We start from the raw sequence: 17,717 nt of genomic DNA on the forward strand, positions 1-17,717 counted from the left end.
CACCGGGCCCGGTATGGGCCCGGTGTGCGGCAACCGCTGTTACGTCCGCGGGTCAGCAGATGGCGTCTGCGGATGAGTCGCAGGCGCTGAGGATCCGCTTGGTGACCTCATCGACCTCGCCGAGGCCGTCGACCTCGACGATGAGACCCCGCTCGCGATAGGCGCCGATGAGTGGCGAGGTCTGCTCGAGGTAGATCTCTTGACGGCGGCGGATGATGTCCTCGGTGTCATCGGCGCGGCCCTCGATCCGGGCACGCTGCAGCAGCCGCGTGACGACCTCGTCCTCGTCGACGACGAGACTGATGACCGCGTCGAGCTCGTGGCCGGTGGGCTCGATCATCCCGTCGAGCTCCTCGACCTGGGCGAGCGTGCGCGGGTAGCCGTCGAGAAGGAATCCGCCGGCCGCATCGGGTTCGCCGATCCGGTCGCGAACCATGTTGTTGGTGATCTCGTCCGGGACGTACTCGCCGGCGTCCAGATAGCGCTTGGCCTCCAGGCCGAGCGGCGTGGCCAGCGATACGTTGGCGCGGAAGATGTCGCCGGTGGAGATGGCCGGGATGCCGTGGTGCTGGGCGAGGTGCTTGGCCTGGGTGCCCTTACCCGCGCCTGGCGGGCCCATGATGATGATCCGCATCAGACGTCTCCCATGATCCTGTGATCGCCGGCGGCACGTTGCGCGCAGGCGCGGCACGTCTCGGGAGACGTCATGTCGACGGGGAGCTCCCAGAAGGTGTACCAGAGCGCTGTCGGTTCTCCGCAGGCCGTTCGTTGGGAGCCGTTCCTTCGGATGTGGACCGTTCCCCATGGCAGTCGGTGGCGAGAGTGCCGCGGCTGTGTCTGAGGTGCCGTCGCGAGCCACTGCATGCCCACGGTGCCACGTGACTGAGGCCTGGGGAGGGTTGCCGACGCTGGTGTCATCACGGATCCCTTCAGCTATTTGATCTCGGCGATGACGGCGCCGTTGGCGACGGTCTCGCCGACGGTGGCGGTCAGGGCGGTGATGGTGCCGGTCTTGTGGGCTTTGAGGGGTTGTTCCATCTTCATGGCCTCGATGACCACGACGACGTCGCCTTCGGTGACCTCTTGGCCTTCGTCGACGGCGATCTTGACGATGGTGCCCTGCATCGGCGAGGTGACGGAGTCGCCGGAGGCGGCTGCGCCGGCCTTCTTCGCGGAGCGCTTGGGCTTCTTCGCCGTGGTGCCGCCGCCGGCGGTGAGGCCGCCGAGCCCGGCGGGCAGGGAGACGTTGAGACGCTTGCCGCCGACCTCGACCACCACGGTCTGCCGCTCGCCAGCCTCTTCGGCCGGTTCACCGGTGGTGCCGGCGTAGGGGGTGATCTGGTTGTCGAAGTCGGTCTCGATCCAGGTGGTGTAGACCTCGAAGGCGCCGTTGGCGGCGGTGTAGGCGGGGTCGTTGACGACGGCCTGGTGGAAGGGGATGGCGGTGGGCATCCCGTCGACCTGGAACTCATCGAGCGCCCGCCGCGAGCGCTCGAGTGCCTGCTCGCGTGAGGAGCCGGTGATGATGAGCTTGGCGATGAGGGAGTCGAAGGCGCCGGGGATGGTCTCGCCCTTCTCATAACCGCCATCGAGGCGTACCCCGGGCCCGGCCGGGGGTGCCCATTCGGTGAGGGTGCCGGGGGCGGGCATGAAGTTGTTCCCGCCGTCTTCGGCGTTGATGCGGTATTCGATGGAGTGGCCGCGGACCTCGGGGTCCTCATAGCCGAGCTCTTCGCCGGCGGCGATGCGGAACATCTCGCGGACCAGGTCGATGCCGGTGACTTCCTCGGAGACGCAGTGTTCGACCTGGAGGCGGGTGTTGACCTCGAGGAAGGAGATGGTGCCATCGGCGGCGACGAGGAACTCACAGGTCCCCGCGCCGACGTAGCCGGCCTCACGCAAGATGGCCTTGGAGGACTCATAGAGGCGCTTGTTCTGTTCCTCGCTCAGGAACGGTGCGGGGGCTTCCTCGACCAGTTTCTGGTGGCGGCGCTGCAGGGAGCAGTCACGGGTGGAGATCACGACCACGTTGCCGTGGGTATCGGCCAGGCACTGGGTCTCGACGTGGCGGGGCTTGTCGAGGAACTTCTCCACCAGACACTCACCGCGACCGAAGGCACCCACGGCTTCGCGGACGGCGGATTCGTAGAGGTCGGGGATCTCCTCCAGGGTGCGGGCGACCTTGAGGCCGCGTCCGCCGCCACCGAAGACCGCCTTGATGGCGACCGGGAGGCCGTGCTCCTGGGCGAACGCGGTGATCTCGGTGGCGTCCTTGACCGGGTCCTTGAGGCCCGGAGCCAGCGGCGCCCCGGCCTTGAGTGCGATCTGCTTGGCCTTGGCCTTGTCACCCAGGGCGTCGATGGCTTCGGGGGAGGGACCGATCCAGGTCAGACCGGCCTCGATCACAGCTTTGGCGAAGTCGGCGTTCTCGGCCAAGAACCCGTAGCCGGGGTGGACCGAGTCCGCGCCGGACTGGCGGGCGACCTGGAGGATCTTCTCGATCGAGAGGTAGGACTCCGCCGGGGTCGCACCATCCAACGAGTAGGACTCATCGGCCAGCCGCACGAACAGTGCGTCACGGTCGGGGTCGGCATAGACCGCGACCGAGCCGATCCCGGCGTCCTTGCACGCACGGATCACGCGAACAGCGATCTCACCACGGTTGGCGATCAGGACCTTTGTCAGTTCAGGCACGGTGTTCTGCTTTCTACGACGTTCAGTTCGGAAGAGCGCTGGCGCGCCAGGCGTTGGGGCCGGGGTGGACGGGGGTACGCAGCTGGGGGGTGGCCCACAGGGAGCGTGGCTTCTTCTTGGCTGCCTCGCCGGCTGAGCCGAGGGCCGCGAAGACGGCCACGATCGCGGCGACTTCTTCGGGGGTGGCGTTGTGGTCGATGACCTTGAGCAGGGGCTTCTGCTCGGCCCCCTGCTCGGCCCCCTGCTCGGCCCCCTGCTCGGCCCCCTGCTCGGCCCTCTGCTCGGCCCTCTGCTCGGCCCTCTGCTCGGCCCTCTGCTCGGTCGTCGGCTCCTCGGGCGCGGTCACAGCGGGATGTTCCCGTGCTTCTTCGCGGGGAGCGTTTCCCTCTTGGTGCGCAGCAGGCGGAGGGCGCGGGTGACTTCGGCGCGGGTTTCGTGGGGTGGGATGACGGCGTCGATGTAGCCGCGTTCGGCGGCGATGTAGGGGTTGGCCAGGGTGGTTTCGTACTCGTCGATGAGCTGGGCGCGTTTGGCCTCGATCTCGTCGGTGCTGGCGCCGGAGGTTTCCAGGTCGGCCAGGGTGCGGCGGTGGATGATGTTGGCCGCGCCTTGGGCGCCCATGACCGCGATCTGGGCGGTGGGCCAGGCCAGGTTGATGTCGGCGCCGAGGTGTTTGGAGCCCATCACGTCATAGGCGCCGCCGTAGGCCTTGCGGGTGATGATCGTGACCAGGGGGACGGTGGCCTCGGCGTAGGCGTAGATCAGTTTCGCGCCGCGGCGGATGATGCCGTTGTGTTCTTGGTCGGTGCCGGGTAGGAACCCGGGGACGTCGACGAAGGTGATGACCGGGACGTTGAAGGCGTCGCAGGTGCGGACGAAGCGGGCGGCCTTCTCGGAGGCGTCGATGTCGAGACAGCCGGCGAACTGCATCGGCTGGTTGGCCACGATCCCGACCGGGCGGCCCTCGATCCGGGCGTAGCCGATCAAGATGTTGGGGGCCCACAACGGCTGGACCTCGAGGAACTCCTCATCGTCCACGACGTGGGAGATGACCTCGTGCATGTCGTAGGGCTGGTTCCCGCCATCAGGGATGAACGTGTCCAGCTCGCGGTCCAGGTCGGAGATCTCCAGATCCGCGGCCTCGTCGAACGCGGGGGGCTCCTCCATGTTGTTCGAGGGCAGGTAGGAGAGCAGGGCTTTGACGTAGTCGATCGCGTCGGCCTCATCAGCGCCCATGTAGTGGGCCACCCCGGACTTGGAGTTGTGGGCCAGGGCGCCGCCGAGCTCTTCCATGGTGATGTCCTCACCGGTGACGGTCTTGATGACGTCGGGGCCGGTGATGAACATGCCCGAGGTCTTGTCGACCATGATGGTGAAGTCGGTGACCGCGGGGGAGTAGACATGCCCGCCGGCGCAGTTGCCCATGATCAGGCTGATCTGCGGGATCACCCCCGAAGCGTGGACGTTGCGTTTGAAGATCTCCCCATACAGACCGAGGGAGACCACACCCTCTTGGATCCGGGCGCCGGCGCCCTCGTTGATCCCGATCAGCGGGGACCCGGTCTTGATCGCCAGGTCCATGATCTTGGTGATCTTCTCGCCATAGACCTCACCCAGGGAGCCACCGAAGACGGTGAAGTCCTGGGAGAAGACACAGACCTGACGGCCCTCGATGGTGCCGTACCCGGTGACCACACCATCCCCGAAGGGCCGGTTCCTCTCCAGCCCGAACGCGACCGACCGGTGCCGGGCCAGCTCATCGACCTCCTGGAAGGAGCCCTCATCCAGGAGCATCTCGATCCGCTCCCGCGCGGTCTGACGACCCTTCGCATGCTGCTTCTCCACCGCCTTGGCAGAACCAGCATGGACAGCCTCGTCAAGACGACGCTCCAGCTCGGCCAGCTTCCCGGCAGTCGTGTGCAGATCGATCTCGGCGCCCGAGGAATCGGGTGCGGTGGTGGGCTCGGCGCTCAACGGGACTCCTTGTGAACTTCAGTGTCAATGAGTGAGACTAAGTGTCATGCGGCATGATGTCCAGGGAACGATCCAAAAGGGAGAGTGATGGCAGCAGCGCGTGACGAGATCTCGGATGCGGCGTTCCGCCTGTTCGGGATCCAGGGCTACGCGGCCACCTCTGTCGACGACATCGCGTCCGAGGCCGGCGTCAGCCGCAGCACCTTCTTCCGCTCCTTCGGGTCCAAGGAAGCGGTGATCTTCCCCGACCACGATGAGATTCTCGGCCGGGTCGAAGAGCGATTGCGTTCCTCGCCCGCAGACGCCGGCCTTGCCGCCGTTACGGACGCGGTCAAGATCGTGCTGTTCCACTACGTCGCGGAGGGCGAGCGCGCGCGGGAGCGCTATGGGCTGACCTCCACCGTGCCGGCGCTCCGCGAACGTGAGCTGGTGAGCGGCGCCCGCTACCAACGCCTCTTCCGCCGCTACCTGAGCCACTGGGCCGACGCCTCTCCAGAAGCGGAGCTCCGCGCCGAGATGACGGCAGCGGCGGTCGTCGCCGCACACAACCGCGTGCTTCGCCGATGGCTCCGGCGGGAGTGCACGGACCCTCAACGGGAGATCGAGCAGGCACTGGCTGCGGTCCACCGCACGTTCGCCGACGAGAGCGACGCATCGATCGGGATGCTCGTCGTTCCGGCCGGCGTACCCGCCTCAGCCGTGGAGAAGGCAGTCAAAAGGGCGCTGGAAGGCATTGCCGTCCGAAACCTCGATAGATGAGGTAGGACGGCAATCGCGTCAGCCGATGCTCTCGAGCTGGCGGATGATGATGCCGGTGAAGTCTCCTGGCCCGCCGTCGGTGTAGAGCGAGATGCCGGTGTCGCCCTCGGCAAAGTGCACCTGCTGGGAGAGCACGGTGTGGCCGGCGTTGACGAACACCTCGACGCTCTGGGTGTCGACGAAGATCCGCAGGTGCACTGTTCGTGCGGTGGCGTCGATGGGTGCGGCGGCTCGCGTGTAGGGCGCCAATGAGTATCCGGCGAGGTCGGAGGGGGCGCGGTCGACATAGATCTCGGCCCCGTACTTGCCGATGTTGGTGTGTCGTGATCCGTCCGCGGAGCGTCCGACCGAGACCCCGACGTTGGTGGCGGTGTCCCAGGAGATGTCGAGCTCGAGCTCGTAGGCTCGTCCGCTCCAGGGGAGTACGAGGCTGCCGTCGACCGTGCGGTCTCCCAGAGTCGTGGTCGCTGCCACGTAGTCCGAGAGTGTGCTCACGGGGCTGCTGAGCAGGGAGTACCACCCGCCCGATTGCCGCTCGAGGCGCAGCTCGCGCACGATCGAGTTCTGTCCGTTGTAGCCGTCGGAGACGTCGGTCGGCACGTCTCGTGCGGCGTACTTCCAGTTGTTCATCCAGGCGATGGCGAGGCGCTTGGTCTCGGGAGCATCGACGGCGGGCCAGGTGACGGCGGCGTACCAGTCCCAGCCCCAGTCGAGCCACTGCGGGGTCAGGTCGTAGGCGATGAACTCCTCGCCGTTCCAGGTGCCCATCCAGTAGGCGTACGTCATCGGCAGACCGATGCTGTAGGCGTCCATGCTGGCGCCGAGCACCCAGTGTCGGGTGCCGTCGTTCGCGGTCATCTCGAACAGGTCGGGGCACTCGATGCCGCCGAGGGCGTGGTTCGGGTAGTCGAAGTTGCGCTTCAGCTGCCAGTCGATCAGGTTCGAGGAGGTGTAGAAGGCCGCGTACCGTGCCCGTCCGATCACGCACACCCACTCGCCGCGGGCTGCGTCCCAATGGATCTTCGGGTCCCGGAACCACTCGGCGTTCTCGATCTCGGCGGGCGTCGTCGCGGTGCGCCCGTCTGTGTTGACGATCACCGGATCGGGCCGAGGGGCGAAGGTGAAGCCGCCGTCGGTCGACCAGTAGAGGTACTGCTCCTGGTACCTGCGGATGCCGTCGGTGGGTTGCGTCGCGAGCGCGATGACAGCTCCCGCGCCGTATCCGGCCGTGTTCGCCGTGTCGACGACGGCCGACCCGGACCACACCGGGAAGTCGGGCTGAAGGGGCATCACGGTGCCGTGGTGGGTGAAGGCGACACCGTCGGTCGTCGTCGCGTGGTCCCAGCCGCCGGGGCCGTTGTTCTGCGTCGAGTGCAGGTAGTAGAGCTGGTAAGCGCCGCCGGTGGTGACCGGGCGCTGCGGGTCGCACAGCCATCCCGAGGGAGGCGTCATGTGGTAGACCGCCCGCAGTGACGTCTGCGCGGCGTGTGTGGCGGTCGGGCCGGCGTGCACCGCGAAGAACGCGAGCGAACCGGCGCCGGCGCCTCGCAGCAGACTGCGTCGTGAGATGGGGTGGGGCATGACGACTCCTTCGGTTCGGCCCGATGCGTCGGGCAGATCGGCTGTTGTCACAGTGCGGTTGCGGGGTGATCCTGCGGAGCGTGGAGCGGTGTCGTGGCCGGGTCGGGCATCGACTCGTCGCTCGCGACGTCGACAGCGGTGTACGTGACCGCGCCCGGGCGCTCGGTACCGACGGTTACGGCGATGGGTCCGAGGCCGAGGGGGACAAGGTTCGAGACGGTCGCCGCGCCGTGGTCCGCGAAGATCTCGAGCAGCGGTCCGTCGAGGCTGAGAAGCAGTTGGACCGGACCCCCGGTCCCCACCTCGGCGACGCTCGTCGAGGGAAAGTCGGCGTGCACCGCCTCGGCCGCGGGACCACGTCGGGTGACCCGGAGTGCTCTCCCCGAGTGCTCCAGGTCGACGCACGCGTCGGCATCACCGCGCAGTCGTACGCTGACAGCCCCCGTGGTGTCCGGATCCCACCGCAGGTCGAGCACGCTGTGACCGCTGAGAGAGAGGTCGACCGGCTGCTCGGCGGCGACCGCCGTGGCCCGTGCCGCCCGGGTGAGTTGCTCGAGAAGGAACGAGGGAGGCCTCTGGACGAGCCGAGGTCGACCCCGGACGGTGTGCAGAGCGAGCTGTCGCGGCAGAGACATCGCGCCCTTCCACGGTGTGGAGGGAAATGCTTCGGCGTAACGCCAGTTGCTCATCCAGCCGACCATGATGGCGGCCCCATGTGGAGCACTGTCGAAGGTGACGCCAGCGTAGAAGTCGCGACCGCTGTCGAGGCCGACGAGCTCCGCGGAGTCGGCCGTGAACCTGGTCCCGTCGAAGCGGCCAACGACGTAGCTCATCGAGGAACCCCCACGATCCGCGTCGTCGCCGACCGGGTTGGTGCTGAGGATCAGCGCCCAGCGCACGTCGTCGGGATCGTCATCGAGCGGGAGCGGAACGAGATCCGGGCATTCCCAGACGACGCCGGTCGGTCCCAACGGCCCGAAGGCACTCGCGTGTTCCCATGAGCGGAGGTCGTCCGAGGTGTAGAAGTGCACCTGTCGCTCCTCTGCCTCGACAGCGAGCAGAATCCAGCGAAGCCGGCCCGTTCCGTCGGTGTAGCGGATGACCTTTGGATCCCGGAAGGCACTCGTGCCCCGGTCGAGCACCGGGTTGTCGGCGTCGAGCTCCCAGGTGAAGCCGCCGTCCTTGCTGGTCGCTCGCGATTGGGCCTGACGGCCGTCTGCGTAGGCGCTGGTGTAGTACGCGGTCAGCTCGGTGCCATCCGCAGCCGGGGTCGAGACGATCGACCCCGAGAAGATCTGCTCGCCGTCGCGGAACCGCAGCGCGACCGGGTGCTCGGTCCAGTGCTGCAGGTCCGTGCTGGTCGCATGGCCCCAGCTCATGTTTCCCCACTCGGATCCCTCGGGGTTGAACTGGTAGAAGAGGTGCCAGCGGCCGCGGTCGTGGACGAGTCCGTTGGGGTCGTTCATCCAATTGCGCAGCGGGGTGAAGTGGAAGGTCGGCCTGGGCACGACGGGCGAGTCGGACATCGCTCTCCTCAGATCGACTCTCGTGGCACGGATGGGCAGGTGACCCGCATCAGCTGCTCGGTGGACGACGACTCGATACCGAGCAGCACTCGGACGCCGGCAGCGCCGAGCTCGTAGTGCGGAAGCGCGACTGTCGACAGCGGGGGGCGCAGGTGCGCGGCGATGACGTCCTGGTTGTCGAAGCCGATGACAGCGATGTCGCCGGGGATGTTCAACCCGTGTTCGCGCAGTCCGTCGTAGAGGCCCATCGCCACGCGGTCGTTGTGACAGAACACGGCTGTCGCCTTCGACTCGACGATGCGGGATGCGGTGGCGTACCCGCCCTCCTGCGCAGGTTCGGCCGGGAACACGAGTGAGTCATCGAAGTCGATGCCGGCTGTCTCGAGAGCGCTGCGGTATCCGGCGAGGCGGCCGCTCTGGGCCGGCGACGGTGTCGTCGTGTTGATGAACGCGATCCTGCGGTGCCCCGCGGCCAGCAGCTCCTCGGTCGCCGTCCGGCCGCCCTGCTCCTCGTCAGGCACGACGGCAGGTAGTCCACTGTTCTCGGCGAAGCAGTCGACGAGCACGGTGTCGGCCTGGTGCAGAAGCTCGGGCACGACGATCTCGCGGTGATACCAGGTCGAGTAGAGGATGCCGTGCACCTGATGTTCGAGCATCATCGCGATGGCCTCGTTCTCGGCTGCTTCGTTGCCGTCGGTGTTGGCGACGAGCAGCACGTAGCCGTGCGCCCAGGCCTCATCCTGCGCGCCGTGGATGATCTGGCCGGCGAACGGAGTGGTCGCGATCGCGTCCGCGACCAGGCCGATGAATCGCGAGCCGCCACGTGACAAGGTCTTGGCCAGGGCGTTCGGCCGGTAGCCGAGTGCTGTGACGGCCTCCTGCACGCGCCGCCGGGCCCCGTCGCCGATACGCGCGCCTGGCTTGTTGTTGACGACGTGGGACACGGTCGCGACCGATACGCCCGCGGCCTTGGCGACGTCCCGCATCGTCACGCTCGAGCCAATCGCCTTGTTGGGTTCGGGGGTGCTCATCCCTTGGTCGCCCCGCTCTCGAGGCCCTGGATCATCGCCTTGTTGAGGACGAGGAAGACCAGCAGAAGCGGCGTCACGGTCACGCAGACGGCCGCGAACGTGGCAGTCCAGTCGGTGTTGCCCATGGCCCCGATGTAGTTCTGCAGACCGAGCGGGATGGTCTTGAGCCCGTCGGAGAGCACGAAGGTGTTCGCGAAGATGAAGTCGTTCCAGATGAAGATGCTGTTCACGAGTACGACCGTAATGATCGTGTTCGCCGAGAGCGGGAAGGTGATCTGCGCGAAGATCCGGTAGGGCCCCGCCCCGTCGAGCGATGCGGCCTCATACAGCTCGCGGGGGATGTACTCGTAGAACGACGAGAACAGATAGACGGCCATCGGGAGCGAGAACGCGGCCAGCGGGATGATCATCGACAGATGGGTGTCGAGGAGCCCGATCTGTGAGTAGTCGATGAACAGCGGCACCAGCGCGATCTGCACCGGCACGACGATCCCGAGCAGGAACAAGGAGCGTACGACGCCGCTGAACCGGAAGCCGAGCACCTGCAGGGCGTACGCGGCCATCATCCCCGCGACGACGATCAGCAGGCTCGCCCCGGCCGTGACGATGAAGCTGTTGAGGATGTTCAGCCACAGGTTGCCGGTCGCGAAGGCTCGCTCGTAGTTGTCGAGGGTGTAGTCCGAGGGCAGCGCGAACGGGCTGCCACCGGTGAAGTCCGCGGCGGTGCGGAAGCTTGTCAGGAAGAGCCACAGCAGCGGGTAGACCTGCACCGCGACGATGAGCACGATCGTGATCGTGAGCAGCGCGCGTTGCAGACGGAGTCTTGGCGGTGGCGCGGCCCCGCGGGGCTTGGGCGGGTTCGGCACGGTGGCCTCCGGCGGTCGGGTGAGCACGGTCGTGGTCACGAGTCGTCCCTTCGACGAAGCAGCAGGAAGATGAGGCCGACCGCGACCAGACACTCGACGACGATGAAGACCGAGATGGCGCTGGCATAGCCGTAGTCGGTGTGCACGAAGGCGGTCTTGTACATGTACGTCGTGAGCAGCTCGGAGGACTGGCCCGGGCCGCCGTTCGTCAGCAGGTAGGGGATGTCGAAGCCGCGCAGCGCGAAGGTCGTGGCCATGACCGTGGTCGTGATCCACACCGGCCTGATGTAGGGGAATCGGATACGCCAGAACGTCTGCCACCAGGACGCACCGTCGAGTCGCGCTGCCTCTTCGAGCTCGCGAGGCACGGCGATGAGTGCTGCGTACACGATGAGCATGTAGAGGCCGGTGAAGCGCCAGCCCTCCGGGACCGAGACGGCCGCGAGGACCGTGTTCACGTTCGAGAGCCAGGCGGTCTGGGCGGCCTCGAGGCCGATCCAGGCGAGCAGCTGGTTGAGCGGGCCCACGGGGTCGAAGGAGTAGATCCGCTGGAACAGGAACGCGATCGCGACCGTCGAGATGACCGCAGGCAGCAGGTAGAGCGTCTTCACCAGCTCCCGGGCCCTTGGCAGTGCCGTCAGGAGCGCAGCGACGGCGAGGGCGCCGCCGAGCTGGAGCACCAGGCAGATCACCAGGTAGCCGAGCGCGTTACCGAACGCCGTCCAGAAGACGTCGTCGCGGGCGAACATCTTGACGTAGTTGTCGAGGCCGACGAACCTCATCTCCGTGATGCCGTCCCAGCTGAACAGGCTGAGGAACAGCGACTGCACGATCGGAAGCAGCACCGCGACGCCGTACAGCAGCAGTGGCGGGATCAGGAAGACCGCCACCGAGAGCCGAGACCGGCGCGGAAGCATCGACGTCGCCGCTGGGCTCCTGCGTCGGCGCTGACCAGAACGGCCTGCGCGGAGCCCGGTCTGTGCGAGGTCAGCCATCGCTGTTCTCCGCGAGCGTGTTGTCCATCGTCTCGATGAACTCGTCCGGCTCGATGTCTCCCTGAACCAGCAGTGTCAGCTCCTGCTGCAGGCGTGTGTTCGTGGCGGGGTCGAGCTGGGTGTCCCAGGGCATCGCGCTGTCGGCACCGACCTCGTCGGCCTGCTTCACGGCCTTGGGGTAGAGGTCGGTCGCGTTCTCGGGGATCGAGGTCTCGACGTTCGTGGTGGGAGAGAGCGCACCAGTCGAGGCGTACATCTCCGGATAGCGTTCGAGGGCGTAGGCGAGGAAGTCGCGCACCAGCGGGTCATAGGTCTGCGAGTTGACCGCCATGCCGATGCCTGAGGGAGTGACGTACGCGTTGTCGTCGGTGACGGCGCCGTCGACCGTCGGCAGGGTGAAGTAGTCGACCGATCCGCGCACCGCCGGGTCGAGCGCGTCCGTCGCGAGATTGGCGAGCTCCCAGGTCCCGATGTTGTAGATCGCGGCCTTCCCCGAGGTGAACAGGCCCTGCGCGTCTGCGTACCCGGTCGAGGAGAAGTCTTCCTGGAAGCATCCGGCCTGACCCAGGTCGTAGAGCCACTCGGCTGCCGCGCGGCCGGCGGGGTCGGCGAACTTCGCCTCCCCGTTCTTGAGGTCTTGGACGTACGCCGGCCCGGCCATCCGGAACGGGTAGTAGGCCAGATAGCGTTCCAGCGGCCACTGGTCCTGCCCGTCGAGAGCGATCGGAGTGACACCTGCGGCTCGCAGGTCCCTGCACAGCTGGGGGAAGTCGTCGAGCGTCTTGGGAACCTCGACGTTCGCGCGCTCGAGAAGCGCGGAGTTGTACCAGAAGAACTCGAGCTGGAACTCGAACGGCACCATGTGGAGCGAGCCGTCGTCGAAGCGCTGGTAGTTCAGCGCTGCCTCGCGATAGTCGTCGGCGAGACCGAGATCCTTCAGCAGCAGGTCGATGTCGAGCATGCGGCCCTGGTCGGCGAGCTTCTGGGCGAACGGCGTCGCGTCGGTGTCGAACAGCTCTGGCAGCTTGTTCGCTGCGGCGAGGGTCTCGTACTTCTGGATGTAGGAGGGACGGTCGGGGGTCGTGATCAGGTTGAGGGAGAACCCCGGGTGGTCCTTGGCGTACTCCTCGGCGATCTGCTCCATCGCCGTGATCACCCCGCCATCGGCTGGGCGCGAGAGCAGCCAGGAGATCTCGCGAGCCTCGACCTCGCCCTCGGGATCGATGTCGGTGGGATCGGCGCTGACAGCTGTGCCCGAGCAGCTGGTGAGCGCGAGCGCGGCGGCGGTCAGGGCGGCACACAGGGCCGTCTTGGGGATGGTGATGGGCATTGTCGGTCTCCGTTGACTTGGTCGGAAGGGGGCTGAGTCGGTAGGGACGAACGGGGGAGAGGGATCAGGTTGCGGCAGCGACCAGATCGTGGTTAGAGACGGTGGGCTCAGGGCCCCGCTCGGCGCGGACGAACACGGTGAAGGTGTCGACGGTGACCGTGCCCTCGCCGGCGAAGACGCCCACGTGGCCCGTCGGTCGGCCGTAGATCCGAGTGCTCAGCACCGTGGCGTTGTCGAGGGTGGCCACGCAGAGATCGCCGTCGACGATGACCTCGAGCTCGTGCGCCCCGGGCCCGATCCGGCAAGGACGCTCCAGCTCGATCGCGAACGGTACGTCGCCGGAGATCTGCCACTGCTCGGTGCCTGTGCTCCGGCGCGGCCAGCGGTCGAGGACGAGACGGCCGCGCTTCGGTTCGAGACGGAGCACGTACGCCTCGTCCCCATCGGCACTCGCGCGCAGCAGCAGGCCGCACTCCGTCGTGCCGTCGGCGATGTCGAACCTGACGACGGACCGGAATGCGCTGGGGGCCTCGGCCGGGGTCACCTCGACCGTGTAGCCCTCAGGGGAGCTCAGGACAGTGCCCGCATCGATCCCGACGTCATCGATCTCGGCGTCGAACGTCTCGCGCAGCGCGGTGGTCGGGTGGAAGGCGAGGGTCCCGTCCTCGCGCTGGTCGGCCTCGAGGACCGACATCGTGCCGGCCCACTGCCATGCACCGTCGTCGCTGTCGCCCTCTCGTGAGGCTATCCAGCCGAAGAAGAAGCGACGACCGTCGCGGCCTGCCGACTTGGCGGCGTAGAACGCACGTCCGTCGAGCGTGTCGTGCTCCGGGACGATCCACGGGCCGTGCTGGCTGCGCGACATGCGGTAGCGAGTGGTGAAGGCGTCGCTGAACTCGGAGTAGACGAGATACCACCACTCACCCCACTGGAAGACCTCGGGGCACTCCATCGCGACGTACCGCTGCGGGTCCCAGAAGGGCTCGGCCGGCTCCCAATGCGCCAGATCGCGCGAGAGGCACTGCGCGATCACGCCGCGTCGTCGCGCCGGCCCCTTCGCGTGGCGGGCGGTGATGAGCATCCGCCACAGCTGCGCTGCCTCGTCCCAGAAGACGAAGGGGTCACGCCAGTCGCCGGTCTCGTAGCCGTCGGTGGCGCCGAACGTCTCGCCTGGACGCCGCTGCCAGGTGCGCATGCCGTCGCGGCTCGTGGCGTGCATGACCAGTTGCAGCGGCCGACCATCAGAGCCCGTGTTGGCGGGGTTCTGACCGGTGTAGAACGCGTGATGGGTGCCATCCGGGCCGAGCACGATGCTGCCGGTGTAGATGTTGAAGTCATCGGCAGAGGGGCCGTTCGATGCGATGCCTTCGCCGAGCTCGCGAAAGCGGACGAGATCCTCCGTCACCACCCGGTGCCATGGCATGCCCGCGGCCGGACTCAGGCGAGTCTCGCGCAGATAGAAGAGATGGAAGGCTCCGTCCTCTTGCCACGGAATGACATCGCCTACCCATGCCTCCTGCGGTCGGTAGAACCCCTGCTGACTCATGACACCTCATCTATTGGTTAACCGGTTACGCATGGAATCGTAGATGTGACGCGCCTCACTGGTCAAGCGGTTAACCAAGTTAACCAGATTGTCTCGCCGCCGCGGTCCACGGCCCTGGTCGCCGACGGTGCGTAACCTGTCCAGCTCCCAGGCGGTGCGGGGCAAGCCCCAGGACGAACCGACGCCGGACGCCGGTCACCGCTCGGACGACACCCCAGTGCCTTCGTCGTCCCGGTGACGGGGCGACGTCTCCGGGACGTCCGAAGTCCCGGTCGGCGGCGCCGGCTCGCCCTCGATCGAGATGTGGGGGAGGACCCTGTCGAGCCATCGGGGCAGCCACCAGGCAGCGCCTCCGAAGATCACCAGCGCTGCCGGCGCAAGGGTGACCACGAGGATGCCCGCGAGGAGCACAGCGACGGAGAGGCCGACGCCGAACTGCTTGATCGTCGGGTCGGGGTCGAGGATGAAGCTGGCGAACACCGACGCCATGATGAGGGCCGCGGCCGTGGTGATCCGGGCGCTGGAGACCAGCCCCGAGTGGACCGCATGCCGGGGTTCGGCCCCCTCGTGGACGTGCTGCTGGACGTGGCTGACGAGGAAGACCTCGTAGTCCATCGAGAGCCCGAACAGGCCGGCGAACATCATCAGAGGTACGTAGCTGGCGATCGGCACCGTCGACGACGCCGTGTCGATGCCGAGCAGGTCGATGCCCCAGCCCCACTGGAACATGGCGGTGAGGACGCCGAACGCGGCGGCCGCCGAGAGCAGGTTGGTCACCGCTGCCTGGAGCGGGATGAGCAGCGAACGGAAGGCCACCATCAGCAGCAGGAAACCGAGCAGGATCACGGTTCCGATGACGAGCAGCAGCCGGGCCGAGATGAGGGAGGCCAGGTCGACGTAGGACGCGGTGTAGCCACCGACGTACGACGTGATGCCCGTGCCCAGGCTCGTCTTCGGCAGCACGGAGTCGCGGACGTGCCCGACGAGATCGGCGGTGTCGTCCGAGGCGGGGGCCGTCGTCGGTACGGCGGAGAGGAGGACGACGTCGCCCTTCTTGTTGATCTGCGGCGGAGTGAGGGTCGCAACGCCCTTGGTGTCCGAGAGACTCTTCTGCAGGTTCACCACGCGGAGATCGGTGCCGCGTGCATCGCCGCCCGCCGCCGTCATCATCTGGGTCAGCTCGTCCTGCAGCTGCTCGGCCTCCTTCTGCTCCTGCTGGGCCTGTTTCTGCTCGGCCTTGAGGTCGTCGGCCTTTTTCTGGAGCTCGTTCGCCTGCTGCTCCAACGCGTCGCCCTGCCTGCGCAGCGAGGCGGCCTGGGCTTGGAGCTCGTTGCCCTGGGCTTGCAGCGAGGCCGCCTGACGCTCCAGCTCGGCCTTCTGCCGGTTGAGCGAGTCGGCCTGTCGTTGCAGCGCGTCGGCCTGTTGCTGGAGGCGCTGTGCCTGAGCCTGCAGCCGGCGGGCCTGCCGGGCGAGGCTGCGTGCCTCCGCCTCCAGCGGTGCGAGCTTCTTCTGGACGGCGGCCTGCTCCGCCTCCACCGCGTCGAGGCGGGTCTGCAACCGTTCCACCAGGGCCTCGTCGCCGTCCTGCTCGGCACGTGCGATGCGGCGTTCCAGGACGCGCTCGCGGGCCCGGAGCCGTACGAGCTCCCGGACGAGCGGCCGGGCCTGAGCTGCCAGTCGTCTCGCTTCACGCCGCAGCTGGTCCCGGCGGGCCTCGAGGCGTGCCTGCTCGGCCTCGAGGGTCCGCTGCTCGGCGCGGAGCCGGTCGGCCTGCCGTTCGAGGTCCGCCTGCTGTGCGCGCAGCGCGCCTGCCTGCCGTTCGAGGTCGGCCTGCTCCGCCTGCAGTGCCGCGCTCTGCCGTTCCAGGGACGCCTGCTCGGCTTCGAGCTGTGCCTGCTCGTCCTCGAGCTGCTGTTGCTGTTTGGGCAGCTCCTTCTGCTTCTTCTCCAGGTCGGACTTGAGCGACATCGCCTTGTCGTACTTCTGGGTGTACTCGTCGCTCGGGGCCGCAGGCGGGTCGAACGACGAGGCGACCTGCAGCGGACCGTTGTAGCCGACGCCCAGGCCCGCGCTGATCAGGTCGTACGCCTGCCGCTCGGTCGTCTCCTTCGAGGTGGCGCCGACATCCTCCTGGCCGAGCTCGAGGCTCAGCACCGGGACGATGAGTGGCGCCAGAGCCGCGAGCGAGAGGCCCGCGACCACCCACGGGTGACGGTGGACGACTCCGGCCCACTTCGCCCACATGCCCTGGTCGCGTCGACGGCCCGGACGCATGAACGCCGGCAGTGAGGCCCAGGCGATCCGGTGGCCCAGCAGTCCGAGGAACGCAGGCAGCAGGGTGATCGCCACCAGGACGGCGGCCACCACGGCCATGGCCGAGGCGTACCCGAGCGCGGAGACCAGCGGGATGCCGGCCACGCCCAGCGCGAGGAGGGCCACCACGACGGTGCAGCCGGCGAAGACGATGGCGCTGCCGGACGTCGCCACCGCGTGCGCGATCGACTCGCGGATCGGCATCCCGTCGCGCATCTGGTCCTGGTGGCGGGTGATCAGGAAGAGGGCGTAGTCGATGCCTACGCCGAGGCCGATCATGGTGGCCAGGGTCGGCCCGGCGGACGGGATCGCGAGGAGGTGACCGACCAGACCGACGGTGGCCAGGGCGACGCCGAGGCCGACGACGGCGGTGATGATCGGCAGCCCCATCGCCACCAGGCTCCCGAGCACGAGGCTGAGGATGATCATCGCCGCGATGATCCCGACGACCTCGCTGGTCCTGGACTCGTCGGTCGACAGCGTCGAGCCGATGGAGCCGCCGGCCGCGGTGGTGATGCCCGCGTCCTGTGCGGGGTGGGTGGCGTCCAGGACGTCACCGGCGATCTTCTCCGTCAGGTCGCCGGACCCGACGTCCATCAGCACCGGCGCGAAGGCTGTCCGACCGTCTTTCGACAGCAGGCCGGCGGTCTGTCCGTCGCTGCTCAGCGGGTTGGTGACGGTGTGGACGTGTGGCTGCTTGCCGATCTCCTTGACCGCGTCGTCGACGGCCTGCTTGTTGGCGGTGTCGGTCAGCTTCCCCTTGCTCACGTGGAAGACGATCGGGTTGACGCCGTTCTGCTGGGGCGGGAACCGGTCGGAGAGCAGGTCCTTCGCCTCCTGGCTGCCGGTGCCGGGCAGCGCGAGGTCGTTGCTGGTCTTGACGCCGAGGCCCGAGACGGCCACGACCACGGTGACGAGCACCAGGGCCCAGGCGCCGATGACGAGGAGGCTGTGCCGGGCGCAGAAGCCACCGAGTCGCCGGAGGAGAGCTGCCACGACGCTGCTCCCTTCTGCGGCCTCGTCGCATGAGCCGCGTGGGCGCGTGTGCTCCTCAAGGACCGTAGCGAGACCTCGTGACAGGGGAGGGGGGCGATATCCAGGT

General features: G+C 67.7%; 13 protein-coding genes. 1 reads left to right on the forward strand and 12 read right to left on the reverse strand.

Translation table 11 applies throughout. The features are described from left to right. Positions 1–52: 52 nt before the first annotated feature. The 4 genes from ACFWQC_RS01960 to ACFWQC_RS01975 all read right to left on the reverse strand — a co-directional run bounded on the left by ACFWQC_RS01960 (position 53) and on the right by ACFWQC_RS01975 (position 4,668). Positions 53–634 (reverse strand): adenylate kinase, encoded by a 582-nt coding sequence (locus ACFWQC_RS01960; protein WP_378672314.1) that lies wholly within the window; start codon positions 632–634, stop codon positions 53–55. 299 nt (positions 635–933) lie between these two features. Further along, positions 934–2,694, reverse strand: a complete 1,761-nt coding sequence (locus tag ACFWQC_RS01965; RefSeq protein ID WP_378672317.1) for an acetyl/propionyl/methylcrotonyl-CoA carboxylase subunit alpha — start codon at positions 2,692–2,694, stop codon at positions 934–936. A 22-nt stretch (positions 2,695–2,716) separates the two neighbouring features. Beyond that, positions 2,717–3,040, reverse strand: a complete 324-nt coding sequence (locus tag ACFWQC_RS01970; protein WP_378672320.1) for an acyl-CoA carboxylase epsilon subunit — start codon at positions 3,038–3,040, stop codon at positions 2,717–2,719. Then, positions 3,037–4,668 (reverse strand): acyl-CoA carboxylase subunit beta, encoded by a 1,632-nt coding sequence (locus ACFWQC_RS01975; RefSeq protein ID WP_378672323.1) that lies wholly within the window; start codon positions 4,666–4,668, stop codon positions 3,037–3,039. The genes ACFWQC_RS01970 and ACFWQC_RS01975 overlap by 4 nt, the downstream gene beginning before the upstream one ends. Positions 4,669–4,755: 87 nt before the next feature. On the opposite strand from ACFWQC_RS01975, the gene ACFWQC_RS01980 reads away from it, so the two are divergent. After that, positions 4,756–5,427 (forward strand): TetR/AcrR family transcriptional regulator, encoded by a 672-nt coding sequence (locus ACFWQC_RS01980; protein WP_378672326.1) that lies wholly within the window; start codon positions 4,756–4,758, stop codon positions 5,425–5,427. Between the two features lie 18 nt (positions 5,428–5,445). On the opposite strand, the gene ACFWQC_RS01985 is transcribed toward ACFWQC_RS01980, so the two are convergent. The 8 genes from ACFWQC_RS01985 to ACFWQC_RS02020 all read right to left on the reverse strand — a co-directional run bounded on the left by ACFWQC_RS01985 (position 5,446) and on the right by ACFWQC_RS02020 (position 17,611). Continuing rightward, positions 5,446–7,008: a glycoside hydrolase family 32 protein gene (locus tag ACFWQC_RS01985; RefSeq protein WP_378672329.1), complete on the reverse strand. Its 1,563-nt coding sequence runs from the start codon at positions 7,006–7,008 to the stop codon at positions 5,446–5,448. Between the two features lie 47 nt (positions 7,009–7,055). Beyond that, entirely contained in the window at positions 7,056–8,534 is a 1,479-nt protein-coding gene (locus tag ACFWQC_RS01990) for a glycoside hydrolase family 32 protein (protein WP_378672332.1), read from the reverse strand. Between the two features lie 8 nt (positions 8,535–8,542). Next, positions 8,543–9,565: a LacI family DNA-binding transcriptional regulator gene (locus ACFWQC_RS01995; RefSeq protein ID WP_378672335.1), complete on the reverse strand. Its 1,023-nt coding sequence runs from the start codon at positions 9,563–9,565 to the stop codon at positions 8,543–8,545. After that, the gene (locus tag ACFWQC_RS02000) at positions 9,562–10,470 is read right to left on the reverse strand and encodes a carbohydrate ABC transporter permease (protein WP_378672338.1); all 909 of its coding nucleotides are present in this window, start codon (positions 10,468–10,470) and stop codon (positions 9,562–9,564) included. The genes ACFWQC_RS01995 and ACFWQC_RS02000 overlap by 4 nt, the downstream gene beginning before the upstream one ends. After that, positions 10,467–11,426, reverse strand: a complete 960-nt coding sequence (locus ACFWQC_RS02005) for a carbohydrate ABC transporter permease (protein WP_378672341.1) — start codon at positions 11,424–11,426, stop codon at positions 10,467–10,469. Before ACFWQC_RS02005 ends, ACFWQC_RS02000 begins: the two co-directional genes overlap by 4 nt. Beyond that, positions 11,419–12,756 (reverse strand): ABC transporter substrate-binding protein, encoded by a 1,338-nt coding sequence (locus ACFWQC_RS02010; RefSeq protein ID WP_378672344.1) that lies wholly within the window; start codon positions 12,754–12,756, stop codon positions 11,419–11,421. The genes ACFWQC_RS02005 and ACFWQC_RS02010 overlap by 8 nt, the downstream gene beginning before the upstream one ends. Before the next feature lie 64 nt (positions 12,757–12,820). Then, on the reverse strand, positions 12,821–14,302 hold the full coding sequence (locus ACFWQC_RS02015; protein WP_378672346.1) for a GH32 C-terminal domain-containing protein: 1,482 nt from the start codon (positions 14,300–14,302) through the stop codon (positions 12,821–12,823). A gap of 195 nt (positions 14,303–14,497) precedes the next feature. Next, on the reverse strand, positions 14,498–17,611 hold the full coding sequence (locus tag ACFWQC_RS02020; protein WP_378672349.1) for an MMPL family transporter: 3,114 nt from the start codon (positions 17,609–17,611) through the stop codon (positions 14,498–14,500). Between the last annotated feature and the right edge of the window lie 106 nt (positions 17,612–17,717).

Origin of the sequence: Nocardioides sp. NPDC058538 (assembly GCF_042719275.1) — a bacterium.
Lineage (GTDB): Bacteria > Actinomycetota > Actinomycetes > Propionibacteriales > Nocardioidaceae > Nocardioides.